This window comes from Pseudonocardia kunmingensis, from assembly GCF_006716445.1.
Taxonomy (GTDB): Bacteria; Actinomycetota; Actinomycetes; order Mycobacteriales; family Pseudonocardiaceae; genus Pseudonocardia; species Pseudonocardia kunmingensis.
On sequence record NZ_VFPA01000001.1, the window covers coordinates 2,623,360 to 2,642,303 of the forward strand.

At 75.1% G+C, this 18,944-nt stretch carries 16 protein-coding genes and 1 pseudogene; 13 read left to right on the forward strand and 4 right to left on the reverse strand.

Annotated elements, in window-relative coordinates:
* Positions 1-36: 36 nt before the first annotated feature.
* The 4 genes from FB558_RS45165 to FB558_RS12480 all read left to right on the forward strand — a co-directional run bounded on the left by FB558_RS45165 (position 37) and on the right by FB558_RS12480 (position 5,757).
* Positions 37-4,077 (forward strand): sensor histidine kinase, encoded by a 4,041-nt coding sequence (locus FB558_RS45165; RefSeq protein ID WP_170231279.1) that lies wholly within the window; start codon positions 37-39, stop codon positions 4,075-4,077.
* Positions 4,074-4,496, forward strand: coding sequence for a roadblock/LC7 domain-containing protein (locus FB558_RS12470; RefSeq protein WP_142052004.1), 423 nt, complete (start codon positions 4,074-4,076; stop codon positions 4,494-4,496). The genes FB558_RS45165 and FB558_RS12470 overlap by 4 nt, the downstream gene beginning before the upstream one ends.
* A 63-nt stretch (positions 4,497-4,559) precedes the next feature.
* The gene (locus FB558_RS12475) at positions 4,560-5,165 is read left to right on the forward strand and encodes a DUF742 domain-containing protein (protein ID WP_142052006.1); all 606 of its coding nucleotides are present in this window, start codon (positions 4,560-4,562) and stop codon (positions 5,163-5,165) included.
* On the forward strand, positions 5,146-5,757 hold the full coding sequence (locus tag FB558_RS12480) for a GTP-binding protein (RefSeq protein ID WP_142052009.1): 612 nt from the start codon (positions 5,146-5,148) through the stop codon (positions 5,755-5,757). The genes FB558_RS12475 and FB558_RS12480 overlap by 20 nt, the downstream gene beginning before the upstream one ends.
* 96 nt (positions 5,758-5,853) lie before the next feature.
* On the opposite strand, the gene FB558_RS12485 is transcribed toward FB558_RS12480, so the two are convergent.
* A complete protein-coding gene (locus FB558_RS12485) occupies positions 5,854-8,088 on the reverse strand; it encodes a helicase-associated domain-containing protein (protein WP_142052011.1) in 2,235 nt (744 codons plus the stop codon).
* Positions 8,089-8,238: 150 nt separating this feature from the next.
* Between FB558_RS12485 and FB558_RS12490 the strand changes: the two genes are divergently transcribed.
* The 3 genes from FB558_RS12490 to FB558_RS12495 all read left to right on the forward strand — a co-directional run bounded on the left by FB558_RS12490 (position 8,239) and on the right by FB558_RS12495 (position 9,671).
* The gene (locus FB558_RS12490; RefSeq protein WP_142052015.1) at positions 8,239-8,808 is read left to right on the forward strand and encodes a CPBP family intramembrane glutamic endopeptidase; all 570 of its coding nucleotides are present in this window, start codon (positions 8,239-8,241) and stop codon (positions 8,806-8,808) included.
* An 87-nt stretch (positions 8,809-8,895) separates the two neighbouring features.
* A complete protein-coding gene (locus FB558_RS43230) occupies positions 8,896-9,069 on the forward strand; it encodes a hypothetical protein (protein ID WP_170231280.1) in 174 nt (57 codons plus the stop codon).
* Entirely contained in the window at positions 9,066-9,671 is a 606-nt protein-coding gene (locus tag FB558_RS12495) for a nucleotidyltransferase family protein (protein WP_281288621.1), read from the forward strand. The genes FB558_RS43230 and FB558_RS12495 overlap by 4 nt, the downstream gene beginning before the upstream one ends.
* Before the next feature lie 62 nt (positions 9,672-9,733).
* Here FB558_RS12495 and FB558_RS45170 read toward each other — a convergent pair whose 3' ends face one another.
* Complete coding sequence (locus tag FB558_RS45170) at positions 9,734-10,348, reverse strand: LysM peptidoglycan-binding domain-containing protein (RefSeq protein WP_142052021.1); 615 nt, start codon at positions 10,346-10,348, stop codon at positions 9,734-9,736.
* A 409-nt stretch (positions 10,349-10,757) separates the two neighbouring features.
* Between FB558_RS45170 and moaC the strand changes: the two genes are divergently transcribed.
* Both moaC and FB558_RS45175 read left to right on the forward strand, forming a co-directional pair.
* Positions 10,758-11,237, forward strand: a complete 480-nt coding sequence (gene moaC / locus FB558_RS12505) for a cyclic pyranopterin monophosphate synthase MoaC (protein WP_142052024.1) — start codon at positions 10,758-10,760, stop codon at positions 11,235-11,237.
* Positions 11,210-12,153 (forward strand): annotated as a pseudogene (locus FB558_RS45175) (molybdenum cofactor biosynthesis protein MoaE). The gene moaC and the pseudogene FB558_RS45175 overlap by 28 nt, the downstream one beginning before the upstream one ends.
* A gap of 23 nt (positions 12,154-12,176) precedes the next feature.
* Here FB558_RS45175 and FB558_RS12520 read toward each other — a convergent pair.
* A complete protein-coding gene (locus FB558_RS12520) occupies positions 12,177-12,536 on the reverse strand; it encodes a transglycosylase family protein (RefSeq protein WP_142052032.1) in 360 nt (119 codons plus the stop codon).
* 500 nt (positions 12,537-13,036) lie between these two features.
* Between FB558_RS12520 and FB558_RS12525 the strand changes: the two genes are divergently transcribed.
* The 4 genes from FB558_RS12525 (at position 13,037) to FB558_RS12540 (ending at position 18,097) form a co-directional block, all read left to right on the forward strand.
* Positions 13,037-13,939, forward strand: coding sequence for an AAA family ATPase (locus FB558_RS12525; protein WP_142052035.1), 903 nt, complete (start codon positions 13,037-13,039; stop codon positions 13,937-13,939).
* Between the two features lie 4 nt (positions 13,940-13,943).
* Positions 13,944-15,080: a vWA domain-containing protein gene (locus FB558_RS12530; protein ID WP_142052038.1), complete on the forward strand. Its 1,137-nt coding sequence runs from the start codon at positions 13,944-13,946 to the stop codon at positions 15,078-15,080.
* Positions 15,073-16,188, forward strand: coding sequence for an XdhC family protein (locus FB558_RS12535; protein ID WP_142052041.1), 1,116 nt, complete (start codon positions 15,073-15,075; stop codon positions 16,186-16,188). Before FB558_RS12530 ends, FB558_RS12535 begins: the two co-directional genes overlap by 8 nt.
* A 148-nt stretch (positions 16,189-16,336) precedes the next feature.
* Positions 16,337-18,097 carry a DUF6311 domain-containing protein gene (locus FB558_RS12540; protein WP_246106389.1) on the forward strand — a complete coding sequence of 587 codons (1,761 nt, stop codon included), beginning with the start codon at positions 16,337-16,339 and terminating at the stop codon, positions 18,095-18,097.
* 6 nt (positions 18,098-18,103) lie between these two features.
* On the opposite strand, the gene FB558_RS12545 is transcribed toward FB558_RS12540, so the two are convergent.
* Entirely contained in the window at positions 18,104-18,883 is a 780-nt protein-coding gene (locus tag FB558_RS12545) for an FkbM family methyltransferase (RefSeq protein WP_142052044.1), read from the reverse strand.
* Positions 18,884-18,944: the final 61 nt, after the last annotated feature.

Consider the following 18,944-nt stretch of genomic DNA (forward strand, 5'->3'; position numbering starts at 1 on the left):
CAGATCGTCGCCGGCAATCCTCAGGGGGACGTTGACGTGACCAGCATCGAGACCGGGCACTCCTGGTCCGAGCGGCTGAACCCGCGCAACTGGACGCTGACCTGGAAGCTGGTGGTGGTCGGCCTCGTGCCCGCCCTGCTGGCGCTGGTCCTGGGCGTCCTGCGCGTCACCGACCAGGCGGGCCAGGCGTCCGAGCTCGGCGACAGCACCCGGCTGCTCGCGGTCCAGGAGCGGGTGGCGGCCGCGGCCGACTCACTGCGCCAGGAACGCCACGAGGCCACGCTGTTCGTGGCGGGCGGCCGCTCGGGCGACCGCGGCGTCCTCGAGATCGGCTTCGGGCAGGCCGACGGCGAGATCGAGGGCATGCTCGGCGCCGTCCGCGGCGTGGAGGAGCTCGGCGCCACCACCGCCTCCACACTGCAGCGCACCGAGGGCGAGGTCTCGCAGCTGCAGGTGCTGCGCGACGACGTCACCGACAACCCGGCCGTCGACGCCCACCAGCTCCGCACCCGCTACGACGCGGTCGTCGCGAGCGTCGACGTGCTCGACCGCGCCCTGCTGCGCGAGCTGCGCACGCCGAACGTCGCGGGCATCGCCGACGCGCTGTCGGCCGTCACCGACGCGCGCGAGCAGCTGGCCGTGCAGCACACGGTGCTCGGCGCCGCGATCCGCGCGGGCAGCCTGTCGCCGCAGGACGCCAACGAGATCGCCACCGACAGCGAGCTGGCCGGGGCCATCGGCGAGTACCGGGCGGCGCTGACGCCCGAGCAGCTCACCCGCTTCGGCAGCTTCCTCGACGACGCCGCCAACGCGCAGCGCGAGCGGCTCGTGGCGGCGATCCTCGCCACTCCGCCGGGCCAGCCGATCGCGCTGGCCCCCGCCGAGTGGGACACCGCCTACAACGGCTCACGCGCGGGCGCGGACCGCACCTCCGACCTGCTGCGCGACGAGCTCATGGCGGCGAGCGTCGCGGCCGAGGAGCAGGCCAGCAACCTGGCCGGTGTCAACTCGGTGGTCCTGATGCTCGGCCTGCTGATCGGCATCGCGGTCGCGGTGCTGATCGCCCGGGCGCTGATCCGGTCGCTGCGGGTGCTGCGCACGTCCGCGCTCGACGTCGCCGAGCGGCGCCTGCCGCTCGCGGTCGAGAGCATGCGCGCCGGGCAGTCGCCCGACGTCGCCGTGGATCCCGTCCCGCTCACCGGGCGCGACGAGGTCGGCCAGGTGGCCCGCGCGTTCGACGCCGTGCACGGGCAGGCGGTCCGCCTCGCGGCCGACCAGGCCGCCCTGCAGGCGGGCGTCAGCGCGATGTTCGTCAACCTCTCCCGCCGCAGCCAGGCGCTGGTCGAGCGCCAGCTGCAGCTGATCGAGCAGCTGGAGAGCAACGAGCAGGACGCCGACCAGCTGTCCAACCTGTTCCAGCTCGACCACCTCGCCACCCGCATGCGGCGCAACAGCGAGAACCTGCTGGTCCTCGCGGGCACCGACCTCGCCAAGCGCAACATCGCGCCGGTGCCGATGGTCGACGTGCTGCGGGCCGCGGTCTCCGAGGTCGAGTCCTACCAGCGCATCGTCGTGCAGACGCCGCCCACGGCCACGGTCGCCGGCCGCGCCGCCTCCGACGTCGTGCACCTGCTCGCCGAGCTGCTCGACAACGCCACCAACTTCTCCCCGCCCGACTCGCAGGTGGTCATGAGCACCGCCCGCACCACCGACGGCGCGATCGTCGTGGAGATCGCCGACCGCGGCGTCGGCATGGCCGAGCACGAGCTGAACGACGCCAACATGCGCCTCGGCGGACCGTCCTCGGTGGACGTCTCGGCGTCGCGGCGGATGGGCCTGTTCGTGGTCGGTCGCCTCGCGGCCCGCCACGGCATCGGCGTGCGCCTGTCCACCTCGTCGGCCGGTGGCCAGGGCTCCGGCCTCACCGCGTCGGTCACGGTGCCCGCGCACCTGATCCCGAGCATCGAGCCGGTCGAGGTCAGCCGCACCGCGAGCCTCCCGCTCGCCGCGGGGGCCGCGGGCGGGCGTCCCGGTGTGCCGCCGCAGCGCGGGGTCAACGGCGCCGCGCGCACGGGCGGGCTGTCGTCGCTGGTCGCCGGCACCGACGGCCCGGCCAACCCCACCGGCGTGTTCGACGCACCCGCAGCCGGCGACGGGCAGCTGTTCACCCCGCCGCCCAGCTCCAACGGCGCCACGCCGTCGCTGCCGAGCAGGCGCCCCGGGTCCACGCTGCGCCCGGGCGGCCCGCCCGTGCCGCCGGAGCGCGGGGAGCAGCCCGACCAGGGCGGCAGCCCCGAGCCCGCCGACCGGTCGGGCGACGAGCAGGCCCGCGAGGTCGCCGCGCAGGCCCGCCGTGACCAGGAGGCCGCGGCCCGCGCCGCCGCCGCACGTGCCGAGGAGTCGGGCCGGAGCGGCGGTCACCCGGAGTCCGGACGCCTCAACGGGCACGCCGGACCCGGCCTCGAGAAGCGCCGCGAGGCCGACCCCGCGTCGTCCGACCGGCCCGCCGACGAGCGCGAGTCCCAGGCGCGCGTCGACCAGCAGCAGCCCACCGACCGGGGCGCCACCCGCAACGGGGCGGCGCAGGAACCGCCGGTCGACCAGCGCGGCAGCACGCCCGAGGGCGAGGCGTCCCACGGCGGTCAGACGCGCTCCGGCCTGCCCCGCCGCACGCCGGGTCGGCCCGACTGGCCCCGGGCGGAGGCCCCCGCCGAGGGGCAGCCGAACCTCTTCCAGTCCGGGCCGGCGAAGCCGGCCGCGGCGCAGCCCGCGGACGCGGAGGCCGCCCCGGCTCGTCCCGAACCGTTGCGGCCGCGCCCGGCCCCTGCGGACCGGCAAGGGCAGGACGGGGCGCACCGCGCGGACCGCTCCGGCACCGAGTCCGGCCGCTCCGGCACCGAGGCGCCCGCCGCGGAGCCGGTGCCGGCGCAGGATGCGCAGGAGGTCCCCGCGGAGCAGGGCCAGGAGGCCGCCGCCCCGCAGGCGGAGGCCGGGCAGCAGGTCGAGGACGCCGCCGATGTGGTGTCCCCGCCCACCATGCCGATGCCCACGGTGCGGCGCCCCGCGGCCGGCGCACCGGCGGCACCGGCTGGATCGGGGCCGGCCGCACCGGCTGGATCGGGGCCGGCCGCACCGCGGCCCACCCCGCGGCCCACGCCTCGCCCGTTCCCGCAGCGCACCGGACCGGCCCCGCAGCCCGAGGCCCCGCGGCCGGCTCCCGCCCGCTCCGAGCCCGCCCGGCCCGAAACCGCCCGGCCCGAGACCGCCCGGCCCGAGACCGCCCGCTTCGAGCAGGCCAGGCCCGAGCAGGCCAGGCCCGAGCAGTCCAGGCCCGAGCAGGCCCAGCCCGCTCCTGCCGCCTCGGACGCCGAGGGGCTGTTCGCCCCCAACGTCCCGGTCATCGCCGAGCCCGGCCACGTGCCGGACGGCCGGCCGGAGGGGTCGGGCTTCGACCTCGGGGAGACCACGCCGATCTTCGAGGAGATCGCGTCGGCCTGGTTCCGGTCGAACCGGCCGATCCCGGTCAACTGGCAGACCGAGCAGGACGAGCGGCCCGGCCCGCCTCCCGCACCGCAGGCGCCCGCTGCGGCGCCCGCCCCGCCGCCGGCCCCGGCTCCGCGGCCCGCACCGGCACCGCGACCGACGCCCGCGCCGGCCCCTGCGCCGGCTCCGGCACCGCCGACGAGCGAGGTGCCCGTCACGGCGGCGGCGCCGGCAGGCGATGCCGACGCCGATGCGCAGGAGTTCGCGAGCACGGCCGACGAGGGGTGGCGTGCTGCCAGCGACGCCCTGGCCGAGCAGCCCGACGAGGTCACCGCGGCCGGGCTGCCGAAGCGCCGGCCGCGGGCCCGGCTGGTGCCCGGTAGCGCCGGATCGGCAGTGCTGGCCCCGCCTGCGACCACGGCGCGTAGTGCCGAGAACATCAGGGGGCGCCTCGCGAGCTACCAGCAGGGCGTTCGCCAGGGCCGCGAGAGCAGGATGCGCGGCTACCAGCAACAAGGATCATCGGTTCCCGGAGCCAACGGTGGCACGGGACCCGCCAACGCGGGTGGTAATCACGACGAGGAGTCCTCATGACGGCACCGCAGGTCCAGCCGAGCCGGTTCGGGTGGCTTGTCACGAACTTCGCCGAGCGCGTGCCCGGGGTGGCACACGCGATCGTGGTGTCGGCCGACGGTCTGCTGCTCACGGCATCCGACCGGTTGCCGCGTGACCGCGCCGACCAGCTCGCCGCCGTCGCATCCGGGCTCGTCAGCCTCACCCAGGGCGCGGCGCGGTGCTTCGACGCGGGCGGCGTGGTCCAGACCGTGGTCGAGATGGACCGTGGCATCGTGCTGCTGATGTCGATCAGCGACGGTTCCTGCCTCGCCGTGCTGGCGTCACCGAGCTGTGACATCGGCCTGATCGGATACGAGATGACGCTGCTGGTCGACCGGGTCGGTCAGCTGCTCACGCCCGAGCTGCGCGCCGAACTGCAGGGCACCTTCGGCCGCTGAGCGGCCAGGTCCGAACGTATCCGACAGGCAAGCCACCGACCGGCAGGAAGCAGGTGAGGTGCGATGAGCTCCGGTCCCGACGACGAGCGCCGGCAACCCTCGGAGCCGACCTTCGCCGACGTCATGAACGGCTTCAGCTTCGACGCGAGCCGATCGTCGCGCCGCCGGAGGTGGGGTCGCAAACGCGGCTCCGAGACCGACGTGGTCGAGGAGACCGCCGAGGCACCCGCGCCTGCGCCTGCTCCCGCACCGCCGCCGGTCGTCCCCGGGCCGGCCACCGCTCCGATCGACATGCGCACCCTCGGCCCGGAGCACGGCGGCCAGGAGGGCGGTGCCGCCGCGGTCCGGCCGTATGCCTGGACCCGCGGACGTACGAAGTCCGGCCTCGACCTGGCGATCGAGACGCTCGTCTCCACCAGCCAACGCGGCCATGACCAGATGGGCCTGTTGCAGGTCGAGCACCGGGCAGTCGCGGAGCTCTGCGAGCAGACGCGATCGGTCGCCGAGGTGGCGGCCCTCCTGTCGATCCCGCTCGGTGTCGCCCGGGTGCTGTTGGGTGACATGGCGGGGCTCAACCTGGTGACCGTGCACCAGACCGCGACGAGCGCCGGCGACGCGCCGGACCTCGCACTGATGGAAAGGGTGTTGAGTGGACTCCGTCGGCTCTAGTTACCCCGGCCGGCCCCCGGCGATCGCCACCGCGGCGACGATCTCGGCCAAGATCGTGGTAGCCGGTGGATTCGGCGTGGGTAAGACCACGTTCGTCGGCTCGGTGTCCGAGATCATGCCGCTCACCACCGAGGCCGTCATGACCGAGGCCAGCGCGGGCGTCGACGACCTCGCGGCCACGCCGAACAAGCAGACCACCACGGTCGCGATGGACTTCGGTCGCGTCTCGCTCGACGCCGAACTGATCCTCTACCTGTTCGGCACGCCGGGCCAGCACCGGTTCTGGTTCATGTGGGACGACCTGGTCAAGGGCGCGATCGGCGCGGTGGTCCTCGTCGACACCCGGCGCCTGGCCGACTCGTTCGCCGCGATCGACTTCTTCGAGGACCGCGGGCTGCCCTACATCGTGGGCCTGAACTGCTTCGACGGCCTGCTGCAGCACCGCATCGAGGACGTCCGCGAGGCGATGTCGATCGACCCCGCGATCCCGATCGTCAGCTGCGACGCCCGCAACCGGCAGTCCACGAAGCAGACGCTCATCACGCTCGTGGAGCACGCGATGCACCACCGGATGACCGCCGGCGCCCGCTGATTCCCGGCGCCGCTCGCGGGCCTCGTCCCGAGGTCCGCGAGCCGGCCGCCGCACGGCGGAGGCGGTCAGACCCCCGCTTGAGCGAAGCGGAGGCAGTCAGACGGAGTCCTCCACCATCGCGATGCTCGTGATGCGGTGCAGCGGCACGCGGTGCACGGCGCCGTCCACGGCGTCGCGGCCCTCCACCACGCCGCCACCGATGCTCTGCGGTTCCAGCACGCGCTCCCCCGCCACGCCGTGCCCGTCGACGAAGCCGATCCAGACGGCGCGCCGGGCCGCCGCGGCGGCGCGGAGCAGGTCGAGCGTGGAGCCGTTCGTCGTGACCGGGGCCGCGGTGCCGCGCCGCACGCCGGCCGTCGCGTCTCCCGATCGCATGCGCGCCACGAGCGCCGCGAGCTGGTCGGCGCCCGGTTCGGGAGGTCCGCTGCGGGAGGCCGCCCGGCGCCGCGGTGAGGTCCGCCGGCCGCGGTCGGTGAGGTCGAGCACGCCACCGCCGGTGTCCTCGGCGGCCGGGCTGAAGCCGGCGGCCCGCAGACCGTCCATCAGCTCGACGAGCGGGAGCGGGGAGACGAGCACGGTGGGCGCGATGCGCCGCAGCTCGAGCGGAGGGCTGTCGGGGTGGGCCAGCACCTCGGCGATGAGCACCTCGTCGTCCGAGCGCAGGAACGACGCCGCGGCGCCCCCGCGCAGCTGCCCGTGCCGACGCGCGACGTCGTCCACCAGGTAGGTCAGGCCCTGCGGCACGGGGGTGGCCGACCGCCGGGCGAACAGCTCGTGCAGGTCGGCGGCGGAGCGGCCCGCATCCAGTGCGCGGCGCACGGTGGCCTCGGTGAAGCGGTAGACCGTGGCCCCACCCGCCGACTCGACCTCGCCCACCAGGTCGAGCTCGCGCGCCAGCGCCGTCTCCAGCGGGCCAGGGGCCACGGCGGTGAGGTCGGCCTGCAGGAGCACGTGGCCCACCGGCTCGGGCAGCGTGGCCCGCAGGGCGGCCACGATCCGGTCCGGGTTGTCGAGCAGGGCCCGGCCCGGCGCGGTCAGCGCGTCCAGCGCCACCACGCCCAGCACCGTGGCCTCGGCGAGCACCCAGTCGACCACCTCGTCGCGCAGCCGGCCGCCGCGGCGCGGCGCGCGCCAGGCGAGCAGGTCGGCCAGCGCCCCGGCGGACGCGGGCGCGGTGCCCGGCGGCAGCTCGGCGAGCCCGGCGAGCACCCGGCGCCGGTCGCGCGGGGCCAGCGGGCGGCGCACGCCGTCGGAGAGGGCGGAGATCGGGCGGCCGGCGTCGTCCTTGCGACCGACGAGACCGGGCATCCGGGCCATGTCGAGCCACGTGCGTGCCAGCGCCGACCAGCGCACCTCCGGCCCGCCCGCGCCCCACACGTCGGCGGTCGTGGTGGGCACCCAGTCCGGCGCCACGCCGTCGCTCTCCCCCACGAGGTCGGCCGCGAGCGCGAGCTCGACGAGCAGCGCGGCCATCGTCTCGTCGGTGTCCATCTCCCGGGCGGCGCGGCGCAGCTCGCGCACGCCGAGCCCGCCGGAGCGCAGCACGGGAGGCGGGGTGCGGCCCCAGAACGCGATGAGCAGGTCGAGCCTGCGCAGCACCTCGAGCGCGGCACCGCCGGCCGTCCGGTCGACGACGTCGGCGCCGCGGTCCCGCGCCCCGATGTCCGGGGGTGCGACCGGCACCGCGCCCATCGGCCGGTCCCCGCGCAGGGCCAGCCCGACCTGGCGGGGCAGCTCGACGGTCTCCGGATCCACCCGCAGCAGCAGCCCGCGCGCGAGCAGCCGCCCGACCGGGCTGTCGGGGTCCGAGCCGGCCCGGCTGCGCCCGATCGGCGGCCCCGCGGCGAGGGCGTCGAGCACCCGGCGTTCCTCGGGGGTGACGGCGGCGAGCAGCTCGGGCAGCGCCGAGGAGCCCGCGGGGCCGGTGGCCGGCCTGCCCAGGCCGCCCGGGTGGCGCGGCACCACCTCGCGGGCGGCGGGCACGAGCGAGATCCCCTCGTCGGGCCCCCACAGCAGCGCGCGCTCGCGCAGGGCCCGCAGCGCCCGGTCGAGGGCCTCGGCGGGGACGTCCGGGCCCAGCAGGCGGCGGAGCTCGTCGAGCGGCACGGGCGCGGTGTCGGCGCCGGCGACGACGGCCGCTTCCAGCACGGCCAGCGTCAGCGAGTCGAGGTCGTCGCACGCCCGGTGCACCGAGGCCCGGATGCCGGCCCGCGTGGCGAGCACGACGAGGTCCGCGGGCGGGGGCACGCCGAGGTCGGGGCGCAGCCGCAGCAACGCGGCGAGCGTCTCGTCGTCCTGGGCGCGAAGCCAGTCCACCAGCGAGTCGGGCATCAGGTCCACGGTAGTCGGCGGCGCCAGGACGGGGTCGAGCGTGTACGCGCACTCAGCGGGCGGGCCCACCCGGACGGTCCGGGCCCCTGAGGTAGGCCAGCACGGCGAGGACCCTTCGGTGGGTGTCGGCGGTGGGCGGCAGGGCGGTGGGTGACCCGCCAGGGATTCACGGACGCCGGCCTCGCCCTGCGCCTGCGCGCGAGCCCCAGCTCGTACCTCGTGGCGTGGCTCGGCCTGCCCGGGTGGGCGTTCGTCATACTCCTGCTCCTCCTCGTCCCCCTGCTCACCCCGGTCTACTGGGGCGAGGAGTTCGGCTGGACCGGCTACCTGCGGATGCGGCTGTTCCCCGGGCGGCCGCTCCGGGCGACCCTCGCCACCGGCCTGGTGTGGGCGGTCTGGCACTACCCGCTGGCCTTCGTCGGCTACATCCGTTTCGACGTCGTCCCGCTCGGCCTGCTGATCTGGACGTGCTCGTTCCTCGCCCAGCAGGTGCTGTTGAGCTGGTTGCGCATCCGCAGCGGCAGCATCTGGCCGACGAGCCTCGCGCACGCCGGGAACAACATGGTCCTGGCGCTGCTGACCGGCGACGTCCTCACCGCGGGCCGGCTCGACGACACCACCCACGCGCTCGTCATGGCCATCCCGACGGCGGTGGTGGCCGCGTGGATCGTCGCGACCGGCCGGCTCGCCACCCCACACGGACCCGCGCGCCGGCGGTGATCCACCCCGGTGTTCACGCCGCGTCGACGCGGCCGCGACCGGTACGGGATACTCGGGGAGGACCCACCACAGCACCAGGAGGACACCGTGGCCGAGCGTTCCCGCCGGATCGACCCCACGTGGCCGGACCTGCCCGACGGCGAGCACCCGGTCACCGAACTCGCGAGCCCCCTGCAGGGCTCCCTCTCGCCGTTCGGCGACGTGGAGTTCCCGCTGGACGAGGTGCCGTACGTGCACCCCGTCACGGAGATCAACAAATAGCGGGTCGCCCGCCGGCCGGCCTGCTCCTCGCGGCCGGCGCCGGCCGCCGGATGGGCAGGCCGAAGGCGCTCGTGACCCTCGGCGGGCAGCCGCTCGTCCGGCGCGCGCTGCGCGTGCTGGACGACGGCGGCTGCGCGCCGCTGCTGGTCGTGCTGGGCGCCGCCGCGGACGAGGTGCGCGGCCTCCTGCCGGCGGGCGTGCAGCCGGTGCCGGCTCCGGACTGGGCCGAGGGCATGGGCGCGTCGTTGCGCGCCGGGCTGGACGCCGTCGCCGCGATCGACCCGGCACCGGACGCGGTGCTCGTGCACCTGGTGGACCTGCCCGGGGTCACCGCCGACGCCGTGGCGCGCCTGGCCGCCCGCAGCGGCCCCGACGCGCTGGTGCGCGCCGCGTACGACGGGCGCCCGGCACACCCGGTCCTGATCGGCCGCGCGCACTGGCCGGGCGTGCGCGCATCGGCCGCCGGCGACGCCGGCGCGCGCGGCTACCTGGCCGGCCACCCCGCCCTGGAGCTGCTGGAGTGCGGCGACGTGTCGACGCCGGACGACGTGGACACGCAGGAGCACCTGTCGCGCTGGGCCGGAAACACCGTGGAGCCATAGCGCTGCCCGAGGGGGGGTCAGAACAGCGCTATGGCTCCAAGGTGCGGCCTGGAGGCCAGGTTCTACAGAGTCAGCTTCTGGCCGGGGACCAGCGAGTTGGGGTTGCCCTGCAGTGCCGGGTTCTTCTCGACGAGGGCCTTCCAGCCGCCCGCCACGCCGTTGGCCGACGCGATCCGGCTCAGCGTGTCACCGCTCTTGACGGTGTAGTTGCCGCTGGTGGAACCGGACGAGGCCAGGCGCACGCGGTCCTCGGAGTCGTCCGAGGAGGACTCGCGGGCCGGGGCCTCGCGCTGGCTGGCGGACTCGCCGCGGACGCCGGTCTTGCGCGAGCACGACGGCCAGGCGTTCCAGCCCTGCTCGGCGAGCACGCGCTCGGCCACGACGATCTGCTCGGCCCGGCTGGCCTTGTAGGCCACGGGGGCGAACTCCTTGCCCCCGAACCCGGACCACGTGCGCGGCGAGAACTGCAGGCCACCGTGGTAGCCGTTGCCGGTGTTGATGTCCCAACGGCCGCCGCTCTCGCACTGGGCCAGCTTGTCCCAGGTGGAGTCGGATGCGGCGTACGCCGGGGCGGCGACGAGGAGCGGAGCGCCGGCGACAGCGCCGGCCAGAGCGGTGCGGGCGATCGTTCGGCCTGCCGTGCTCGGGGCACGATGACGGCCGCGGTAGCGGGCCATGGGGCAACTCCGCGCGCTGCGCGCCGGACGACTACCGCCGGGGAGCTGGCGGTGCGGCTGGGGAGGCCGCGTCCGTTCCTGTCCCACGCTTCGTTCGGGGGCGGGGCCGGGGATCGCCGGACAGGGGAGCGCTGCGATTCCCGGGGCCTGGCCGGATCTGGGGCATCCGTCCGGGCCGGGACAGGACGCTACGTCCGGCGAGCCCGCGCGCAAACCCCCCATCTCGGGCGGAGTGTGGCGGGAAGTACGTCCGAACGAGTGACGAGGGCGCCGTCTTCGCAGCTCAGGACGCGGGTCTGGGACAACGCGCGAATTACTTCCAGGTTGCTAAGCAGTGGTCCAGATCACATCACCAGAAGATCACGATGGCGTCTCGGCACGGTCGCCGCGCACGTCGTAGGGTTCGTGCGTGGAGCTGACGCACGTCGACGCCGCAGGCGCCGCCCGGATGGTGGACGTCTCGGGCAAGGAGGCCACGGCGCGCACCGCCGTCGCCACCGGAACACTGCGCACCACCGAGGAGGTGGTGGAGCTGCTGCGCCGGGACGGCCTGCCGAAGGGCGACGCGCTGGCCACCGCGCGGATCGCCGGGATCATGGGCGCCAAGCGCACCCCGGACCTCGTCCCGCTCTGCCACCCGATCGCCCTGAGCGGCGTGGTCGTCGACCTCGAGCCGGAGGGCGCCGAGGTCCGGATCCGGGCCACGGTGCGCACCACGGACCGCACGGGCGTCGAGATGGAGGCCCTCACCGCGGTGGCAGTCGCCGGGCTGGCGCTGCACGACATGGTCAAGGCCGTGGACCCGGCCGCCGTGCTCGACGGCGTTCAGGTCGAGCGCAAGGAGGGCGGGAAGACCGGCACGTGGACGCGACCGCAGGACCGGCCGTGACGGCCGAGCGGCGCGCGCGCGTGGTCACCGCGTCCAACCGTGCCGCGGCGGGGGTCTACGCCGACCGCGGCGGGCCGGTCATCGTGGAGTGGCTGCGCTCCCGCGGCTACACCACGCCCGACCCGACCGTGGTGCCGGACGGCGAGCCCGTGGGCGAGGCCCTGCGCGCGGCGGTGGCCGACGCCGTGGACGTCGTGATCACCACCGGCGGCACGGGGATCTCCCCCACCGACGCCACGCCGGAGGTCACGCGCGCGGTGCTGGACTACGAGGTGCCCGGCCTGGCCGACGCCATCCGCGCCGCGGGCGCGCCCGCGGTGCCGACGGCGGTGCTCTCCCGCGGGCTGACCGGCGTGGCGGGCCGCACGCTCGTGGTGAACCTGCCCGGATCGACAGGTGGAGTCCGGGACGGCCTCGCCGTGCTGGCCGAGGTCCTCGACCACGCGGTCGACCAGCTACGAGGAGGCGATCACCGGTGACGAGCCCGGGAGGTGCCGCCGTCCTGCGCGCGGCGGTGGGTGAGGCTCCGCTCGACGTCGCGGAGCACGCCGCGCTGGTGGACCAGGCCGCCGCGGGCGCGGTGGTCACGTTCGCCGGCGTCGTGCGCGACCACGACGGGGGGCGTTCCGTCCGTGGCCTGTCCTACAGCGCCCATCCGACGGCGGAGAAGATCGTGGCCCAGGTCGCGGCGGATGTCGCGGGCCGGGCCACCGGGGTGCGGGCGATCGCGGTGAGCCACCGGATCGGCCCGCTGGGGATCGGCGACGTGGCGCTGGCGTGCGCCGTCGCCGCCGATCACCGCAGAGAGGCGTTCGCGGCCTGCGCCGAGCTGGTCGACGAGGTCAAGCGGCTGCTCCCGGTGTGGAAGCACCAGCTGTTCGCCGACGGCACCGACGAGTGGGTCGGCTCCGCCTGACCCGGCGCCGCGAGCCGGGGCACTCAGTCGCTGCCGCGCAGGCCGAGCTTCTTCGAGCAGGACGGCCAGGCCTTCCAGCCCTGGTTGGCCAGGACGCGCTCGGCGACGCGGATCTGCTGCGCCTTGCTCGCCTTGTGCGGCATGCCCTTGCCGCCGTGGGCGCGCCAGGTGCGGGGGCTGAACTGCAGACCGCCGTAGTAGCCGTTTCCGGTGCTGATCTTCCAGTTGCCGCCGCTCTCGCACTTGGCCAGGCGGTCCCAGGTGGAATCCGAGGCGGCGTTCGCGGTACCCGCGACGGCGAAGGGGGCGCCGACCGCAACTGCACCGACGACGGCCAGCCGCACCAGCTTTCGGCCCAGGCGGGAATCCGGTCGAGAAGTCATTTCGGGGCTCCAGGTCGCACCATCGAGGCGAACGTGCTCGTCAGAGGCCCGGGGGGCGGACCCTGACCACGTCCTGGCGATCATGACGAAGCGAGGGGAAGCCCGTCATGAATGCCACGCTCGGCCCAGTCCCATCTCTGGCTCGACGGACCGGAACCGCGGGACTGGACGGGGCGCGGCGGTTCCGGATGTGTTTTCGGCGGTCCCATGCGGAACTGCCGAGCGATGACGCTACGAGGCAGATCCCGCGAATCGTCAAACTTCGGCGGGGTGACCATCATCACGTTAACACCGCGGTTGACCTGTCGACTCCTGAATACTTGCTGGTCAGCGGCATGCGATCACAGGTTGATCACGGGCGATGAAATACATTCAGAGCGAAAGTATTACCGATTGCGTCACACTCCTGAGCGCCCGCGCGCATGATCATCCGGCTCCGCGCGGCATGACCGGGCTCACCCGTGGTGGCTGCCGGAGCCCCCGTCCGTCATGCTGGAACCGTGACCGAACGCCCCTCGAACCCCGTGGGATCGCCCGCGGAGCTGGCGACGGCGCTGCGCGCCACCGGCTACCTCGCCGACGACGGGCTCGCGACCGCCACCTTCCTCGCCATGCAGATGAACCGGCCGCTGTTCTGCGAGGGCGAGCCGGGCACCGGGAAGACCGCGCTCGCGCAGGCACTGGCCGAGGTGCTGGGCGCCGAGCTGATCCGGCTGCAGTGCCACGACGGCATCGACGCCTCCCAGGCCCTCTACGACTGGGACTTCCCCCGCCAGCTGCTGCACCTGCGCGCGCTGGAGGCCGCGGCGTCGGCCACCGGTGAGACCCTCGACGCCGACGCCGTCGAGGCCTCCCTCTACGACCCGCGCTTCCTCCTCGCCCGGCCGATCCTGCGGGCGCTGCAGACCAGCCCGAGCGTGCTGCTGATCGACGAGGTCGACCGCGCCGACGACGAGTTCGAGGCCTTCCTGCTGGAGGTGCTCACCGAGCACGCCGTGAGCATCCCGGAGGTCGGCGAGATCCGCGCGAAGGATCCGCCGCTCGTCGTGCTGACCTCCAACCGCACGCGCGAGGTGCACGACGCGCTCAAGCGCCGTTGCCTCTACCTCTGGCTCGACCACCCCGACCTGCAGCGGGAGATCCAGATCCTGCACTCGCGGCTGCCGGGCCTGCCCGAGCGGCTCGCGGCCCAGGTCGCCGGGGCGGTGCGGCAGCTGCGCCAGGCCGACCTGCTCAAGCCGCCCGGCGTCGCCGAGACGATCGACTGGGCGCGGGCCCTGCAGCTCGTCGGCGCCCGTCACCTCGACGTCGACTCCGCGGCCGCCACGCTCGGCGCCGTGCTCAAGTACCGCGAGGACGCCGACCGCGTCCGCAACCAGCTCGACGCCCTCCTCGCCTCCTGAACGGATGGTGTCCCCGCCGGTCGCCCCCGCCACCGACGATCCGGTCCCCGGCCTCGTCGGGTTCACGGTCGTGCTCCGCAACGCGGGGTTGGCGGTCACGACCGACCGGGTGGCGGCGTTCCTCTCGGCGCTCGACGCACTCGACGTCACCGATCGGACCCAGACCTACTGGGCCGGTCGGCTCACGCTCTGCTCCGATCCCGACGACCTGCCCCGCTACGACCAGGCGTTCGCGACCTGGTTCACCCCGCCGCAGAGCGGCCGGACGGAGATCCGCGACGAGCGCCCGCCTCCGCCGCCGCGGCTGGCCGCGCTCACGCCGGGCGACGCGGGCGGCGGCGAGGAGGAGAGCACCGAGTCCCCGCAGATCCACGCGCGGGCCAGCGGCACCGAGATCCTGCGCCACCGCGACCTCGGGGAGCTCAGCCCCGCCGAGCGGGAGCACCTGCGCCGGCTGCTGGCGATGCTGCGGCCCGAGCCCCCGATGCGGTCCTCGCGGCGGCTGCGCCCGTCCCGCCACGGCGCCCCCGACCCCGGCCGCACCCTGCGGGCCGCGCTGCGCAACCAGGGTGAGCTGCGCGAGCTGCGACGCCGCGACCGGTCCCGGCGGCACCGGCGGGTCGTGCTGCTCGTCGACGTGTCCGGCTCGATGGAGCCCTACGCCGACTCACTGCTGCGGTTCGCGCACGTGGTGGTGCGCCGCTCGCCCGCATCGGTGGAGGCGTTCACGCTCGGCACCCGGCTCACCCGCGTGACCCGCGAGCTGCGGATGCGCGACGCGGAGCGGGCGCTGGCCGCGGCGGCGACGGCGATCCCGGACTGGTCGGGCGGCACCCGCCTCGGCGAGGTGCTGCGCGCGTTCGTCGACCGCTGGGGGCAGCGCGGCGCCGCCCGCCGCGCCGTCGTCGTGATCTTCTCCGACGGCTGGGAGCGCGGGGAGACCGACGTGCTGCGCGAGCAGATGTCGCGGCTGAGCCGGCTCGCGCACCGGGTGGTCTGGGTGAACCCGCACGTCGGCAAGGACGGGTACGCGCCGGTGCAGGGTGGAATAGTCGCGGCGCTGCCGTTCTTGGACGACTTGCTGGCCGGCCACAGCCTGGCCACCCTGGAACGACTACTCGAGGTGGTACGGCATGCGTGATGTTGTGGATCAGCTCGAGGGCTGGTGGAAGAACGGGCAGACCGCCGCGCTCGCCACGGTCGTCGGCACCTACAGCTCGGCCCCCCGCCAGGCGGGCGCGTCGATGCTCGTCGGGCCCGGCGGCGAGGCCGTGGGCAGCGTCTCCGGCGGCTGCGTCGAGGGTGCCGTGTACGAGCTGGGCCAGCAGGTCCTCGCCGACGGCCGCCCCGTGCTGCAGCGCTACGGCGTGTCCGACGACGACGCCTTCGCCGTCGGCCTGACCTGCGGCGGGATCATCGACATCTTCGTCGAGAAGATCGACCGCGCCGGCTACGAGCAGCTCGGCGACGTGGCCGAGGCGATCCGCACCGGGTCGCCGGTGGCCGTCGCCACGGTCGTCGCAGGCCCGGCCAAGCGGCTGGGAACACGCCTGGTCGTGTGGCCGGACCGCACCGAGGGCGGTACCGGTTCCAGCCGGCTCGACGACGCGATCCGCGACGACGCGCGCGGGCTGCTCGACGCGGGCCGCAACGCGATGCTGCACTACGGCGTGGACGGCCAGCGCCGCGGAGAGGGCCTCGACGTCTTCGTCGAGTCGTTCGCCCCACCACCCCGCATGATCGTGTTCGGGGCGATCGACTTCGCCGCCGCCGTCGCCAAGATCGGCAGCTTCCTCGGGTACCGCGTCACGGTCTGCGACGCCCGGCCGGTCTTCGCCACCGCGTCCCGCTTCCCCGGGGCCAACGAGGTGGTCGTCGAGTGGCCGCACCGCTACCTGGCCGCCGAGGCCGAGGCGGGCCGCATCGACGGGCGCACCGTCCTGTGCGTGCTGACCCACGACCCGAAGTTCGACGTGCCGCTGCTGGAGGTCGCGCTGCGGCTGCCCGAGGTCGGCTACATCGGCGCGATGGGCTCGCGGCGCACCCACGACGACCGCATCGAACGGCTGCGCGAGGCAGGCGTGACCGAGGAGGAGATCGCGCGGATGTCGTCGCCGATCGGCCTCGACCTCGGCGCCCGCACGCCGGAGGAGACGGCCGTCTCGATCGCCGCCGAGATGATCGCCATGCACTGGGGCGGCGCGGGCAAGCGCCTGGCAGAACGCGAGGGCCCCATCCACGCGGGCTGACTCCACCCACCCAGCCCCTTGGTGCCGTACTGCTGTTTTTCGGCGCTGCTGACAGCAGTAAGGATCCACGGTGCTGTGGGGTGTCGGCGCGTGTGATCCTCTGGCGGCTATCGTCGTTCTCACCGAAGCTCTGGCGGGTGATCCTCTCGTGACCGACCTCGCGCCCGCCGTGCGTCCGGGGCGGGGTTCGGTCACCGGCTCGGACGTCCTCGTCGTCGCCGGGTACCTGATCGCGTCGGTGCTCCTGTACGCCGGGCTCTGGCGCGACCTGGACCGCGGCTACCTGGTCGCGAGCGACCAGGACCAGAACCTGTTCGAGTGGCTGTTCGCCGCGCAGGCCCACGCGCTGCAGCACGGTGGCCCGCTGCTGTTCTCCGACCTGCAGAACGCCCCGCTCGGCGTCAACCTGATGGCCAACACGGCACTCCCCGCGCTCGCCGTGCCGCTGGCGCCCGTCACGCTCGCCCTCGGCCCCACCGCCACCTGGACCCTGGTCCTGACCGGCGGGCTCGCCGGCACCGCGACCGCCTGGTACTGGCTGTTCTCCCGCCACGTCGTCACATCGCGGGCGGCCGCGGCACTGGGCGCCGGCTTCTGCGGGTTCGCGCCGCCGGTCATCTCGCACGCCAAGGCGCATCCCAACTTCGTCGTGGCGTTCCTCCTGCCGGTGATCGTGATCTGGCTGGTCCGGCTCCCGTCCGCCGCCCGGCCCGTGCTGCACGGGGTGGGGCTGGGGCTGCTCGTGACGCTGCAGGTGCTGATCGGGGAGGAGATCCTGCTGATCGCGGTGACGGCCACGGCGCCGTTCGTGATCGGCCTCGCCGTGGCGCGCAGGCGGGTGCCCCGCACCGTCGTCGTCGGTCTCGGGACCGGGGGCGTCGTGGCGTGCGCGCTGCTCGCCTACCCGCTCTGGTGGCAGTTCTTCGGCCAGCAGAGCTACCGCAACATCGACCACGGCCCGCGGGGCAACCCGCTCGCCGCGTTCGGCGCCCGGCCCAGCCAGTCGGTCGGCGGCCTGTTCTCCGAGACCTCTCCGCACCTCGCGATGAACCCCACGGAGGAGAACGCCTACCTCGGCTGGGGCCTCGTCGTGCTCGTCGCCGTGCTGGCGGTCTGGCTGCGCCACGACCTGGTGGCCCGGATGGCCGCGACGACCGCAGGCGTGGCCGCGGTCCTGTCCCTCGGGGCGGAGGTCACCGTCGACGGGCGACCGACGGGCGTGCCGGGGCCGTGGGCCCTGCTGTCGGAGCTGCCGCTGTTCGAGTCGGTGCTCGAGTCCCGCATGGCACTGGCCGCCGTCCCGGCGGTGGGGTGCCTGCTCGCCCTCGCCACCCAGCGGGTCCTCGACCTCCGGTCGGACCGCCGGCTCGTGACGGTGTCGGCGCGGGCCGCCTGGTCGGTCGCGCTCGTCGCCGTGCTGCTCCCGCTCGTCCCGATCCCGTTCGAGACGGTCTCCCGCGCGCCCACCCCCGCCTTCTTCACCAGCGGCGAGTGGCGGCGCTTCGCCGACCCCGGACGCACCATCGTTCCCGCCCCGCTGCCCCGGCCCGGTCGCGCCGAGGCGCTGCGCTGGCAGGTCGACGCCGGCATGGGCTTCGCGCTCCCCCAGGGCTACTTCGTCGGGCCGTGGGGGGAGGACCGCGTGGGCGGCTACGGAGCCGCCCCGCGGCCGAGCTCCGCGTTGCTCGACGCGGTCGCCACCACCGGAGCGGCGCCCGCGGTCACCGACGCCGACCGCGCCGCCATGGCGGACGACCTGCGCTTCTGGCGCGCCGACGCCGTCGTCCTCGCCGACGGGCCACGGCAGCGGGAACTGCACGCCACGCTCTCCGAGCTCCTGGGACCGGGCCGGCGCGCGACCGACGCCTGGGTCTGGGACGTCCGCGGCGTCACCCGACCGGCACCGTGATCCGGCCTACACCGGCTCCGGCAGCCCGGTGTGCGGGTCACCCGCCGGACGGGCGAGGAAGAGGTAGTTGCGGTGCGCTGTCCCGACCTCGGTGGCCGGCACCCAGCGGCCGAGCCGCCAGGTGTGCATGCGGTAGCCGTAGCGCTGCCGCAGCTCGGCAACCAGTCGCTGCGTGCCGTGGCCGTAGCGGTCGAGGTGGCGCTGCTCGATCTCCAGCTGGAGCGCGGGACGGCAGCGCGCGAGGACGGAGGCGGCGCCCGCCAGCACGGCCGGCTCGGCTCCCTCCACGTCGACCTTCATGAACGCCACCCGGTCGATGCCCTGCGCGGCGCAGAAGCCGTCGACCGTCCGGACGGGGACGCGCAGCGACCGGGAACGTCCTGGCAAGGCGCGTCGGACCCGATCGCCGCCCAGATGCGCCCACCCGTGGATCGGCAGGCCGAACCGCACCGGTAGCACCAGCTCGTGCCCGTCGTGCTCGGTCTCGGAGAGGGCGGCGGCGTGCGGTCGGACGACACCGCCGGTGAACCGGGCGCCCGCGCGCAGCACCCGCGACGGCACCGGCAGCGGCTCGAACGCGTGCACCGCGCCGCTCCGTCCCACCAGCTCGGCGAGCACGTGGCTGTACATCCCGTACGCCGCCCCGACGTCGAGGCAGACGTCGCCCGGCCGCACCAGGGCCGCCAGTCCGCGCACCTCCGGTTCGGCCAGGCCGGCCGCGGCCGCCGCCCGCAGCAGTGCGCCGATCGCGGTGGGCCGTCTGCATGCGTCCGTTCCTGTGATCATGCGGCGACGCTAGGAACGCGGAGGGTGGCGGCACCTCCCTCCGCGGAGCGCATCCCCGTTG

Coding starts and splice junctions, on each gene's coding strand:
- FB558_RS12470 (WP_142052004.1), top strand. CDS start 4,074: ATGACGGCACCGCAGGTCCAGCCGAGCCGGTTCGGGTGGCTTGTCACG.
- FB558_RS12475 (WP_142052006.1), top strand. CDS start 4,560: ATGAGCTCCGGTCCCGACGACGAGCGCCGGCAACCCTCGGAGCCGACC.
- FB558_RS12485 (WP_142052011.1), bottom strand. CDS start 8,088: ATGCCCGACTCGCTGGTGGACTGGCTTCGCGCCCAGGACGACGAGACG.
- FB558_RS45170 (WP_142052021.1), bottom strand. CDS start 10,348: ATGGCCCGCTACCGCGGCCGTCATCGTGCCCCGAGCACGGCAGGCCGA.
- FB558_RS12520 (WP_142052032.1), bottom strand. CDS start 12,536: ATGACTTCTCGACCGGATTCCCGCCTGGGCCGAAAGCTGGTGCGGCTG.
- FB558_RS12530 (WP_142052038.1), top strand. CDS start 13,944: ATGGTGTCCCCGCCGGTCGCCCCCGCCACCGACGATCCGGTCCCCGGC.
- FB558_RS12535 (WP_142052041.1), top strand. CDS start 15,073: ATGCGTGATGTTGTGGATCAGCTCGAGGGCTGGTGGAAGAACGGGCAG.
- FB558_RS12545 (WP_142052044.1), bottom strand. CDS start 18,883: ATGATCACAGGAACGGACGCATGCAGACGGCCCACCGCGATCGGCGCA.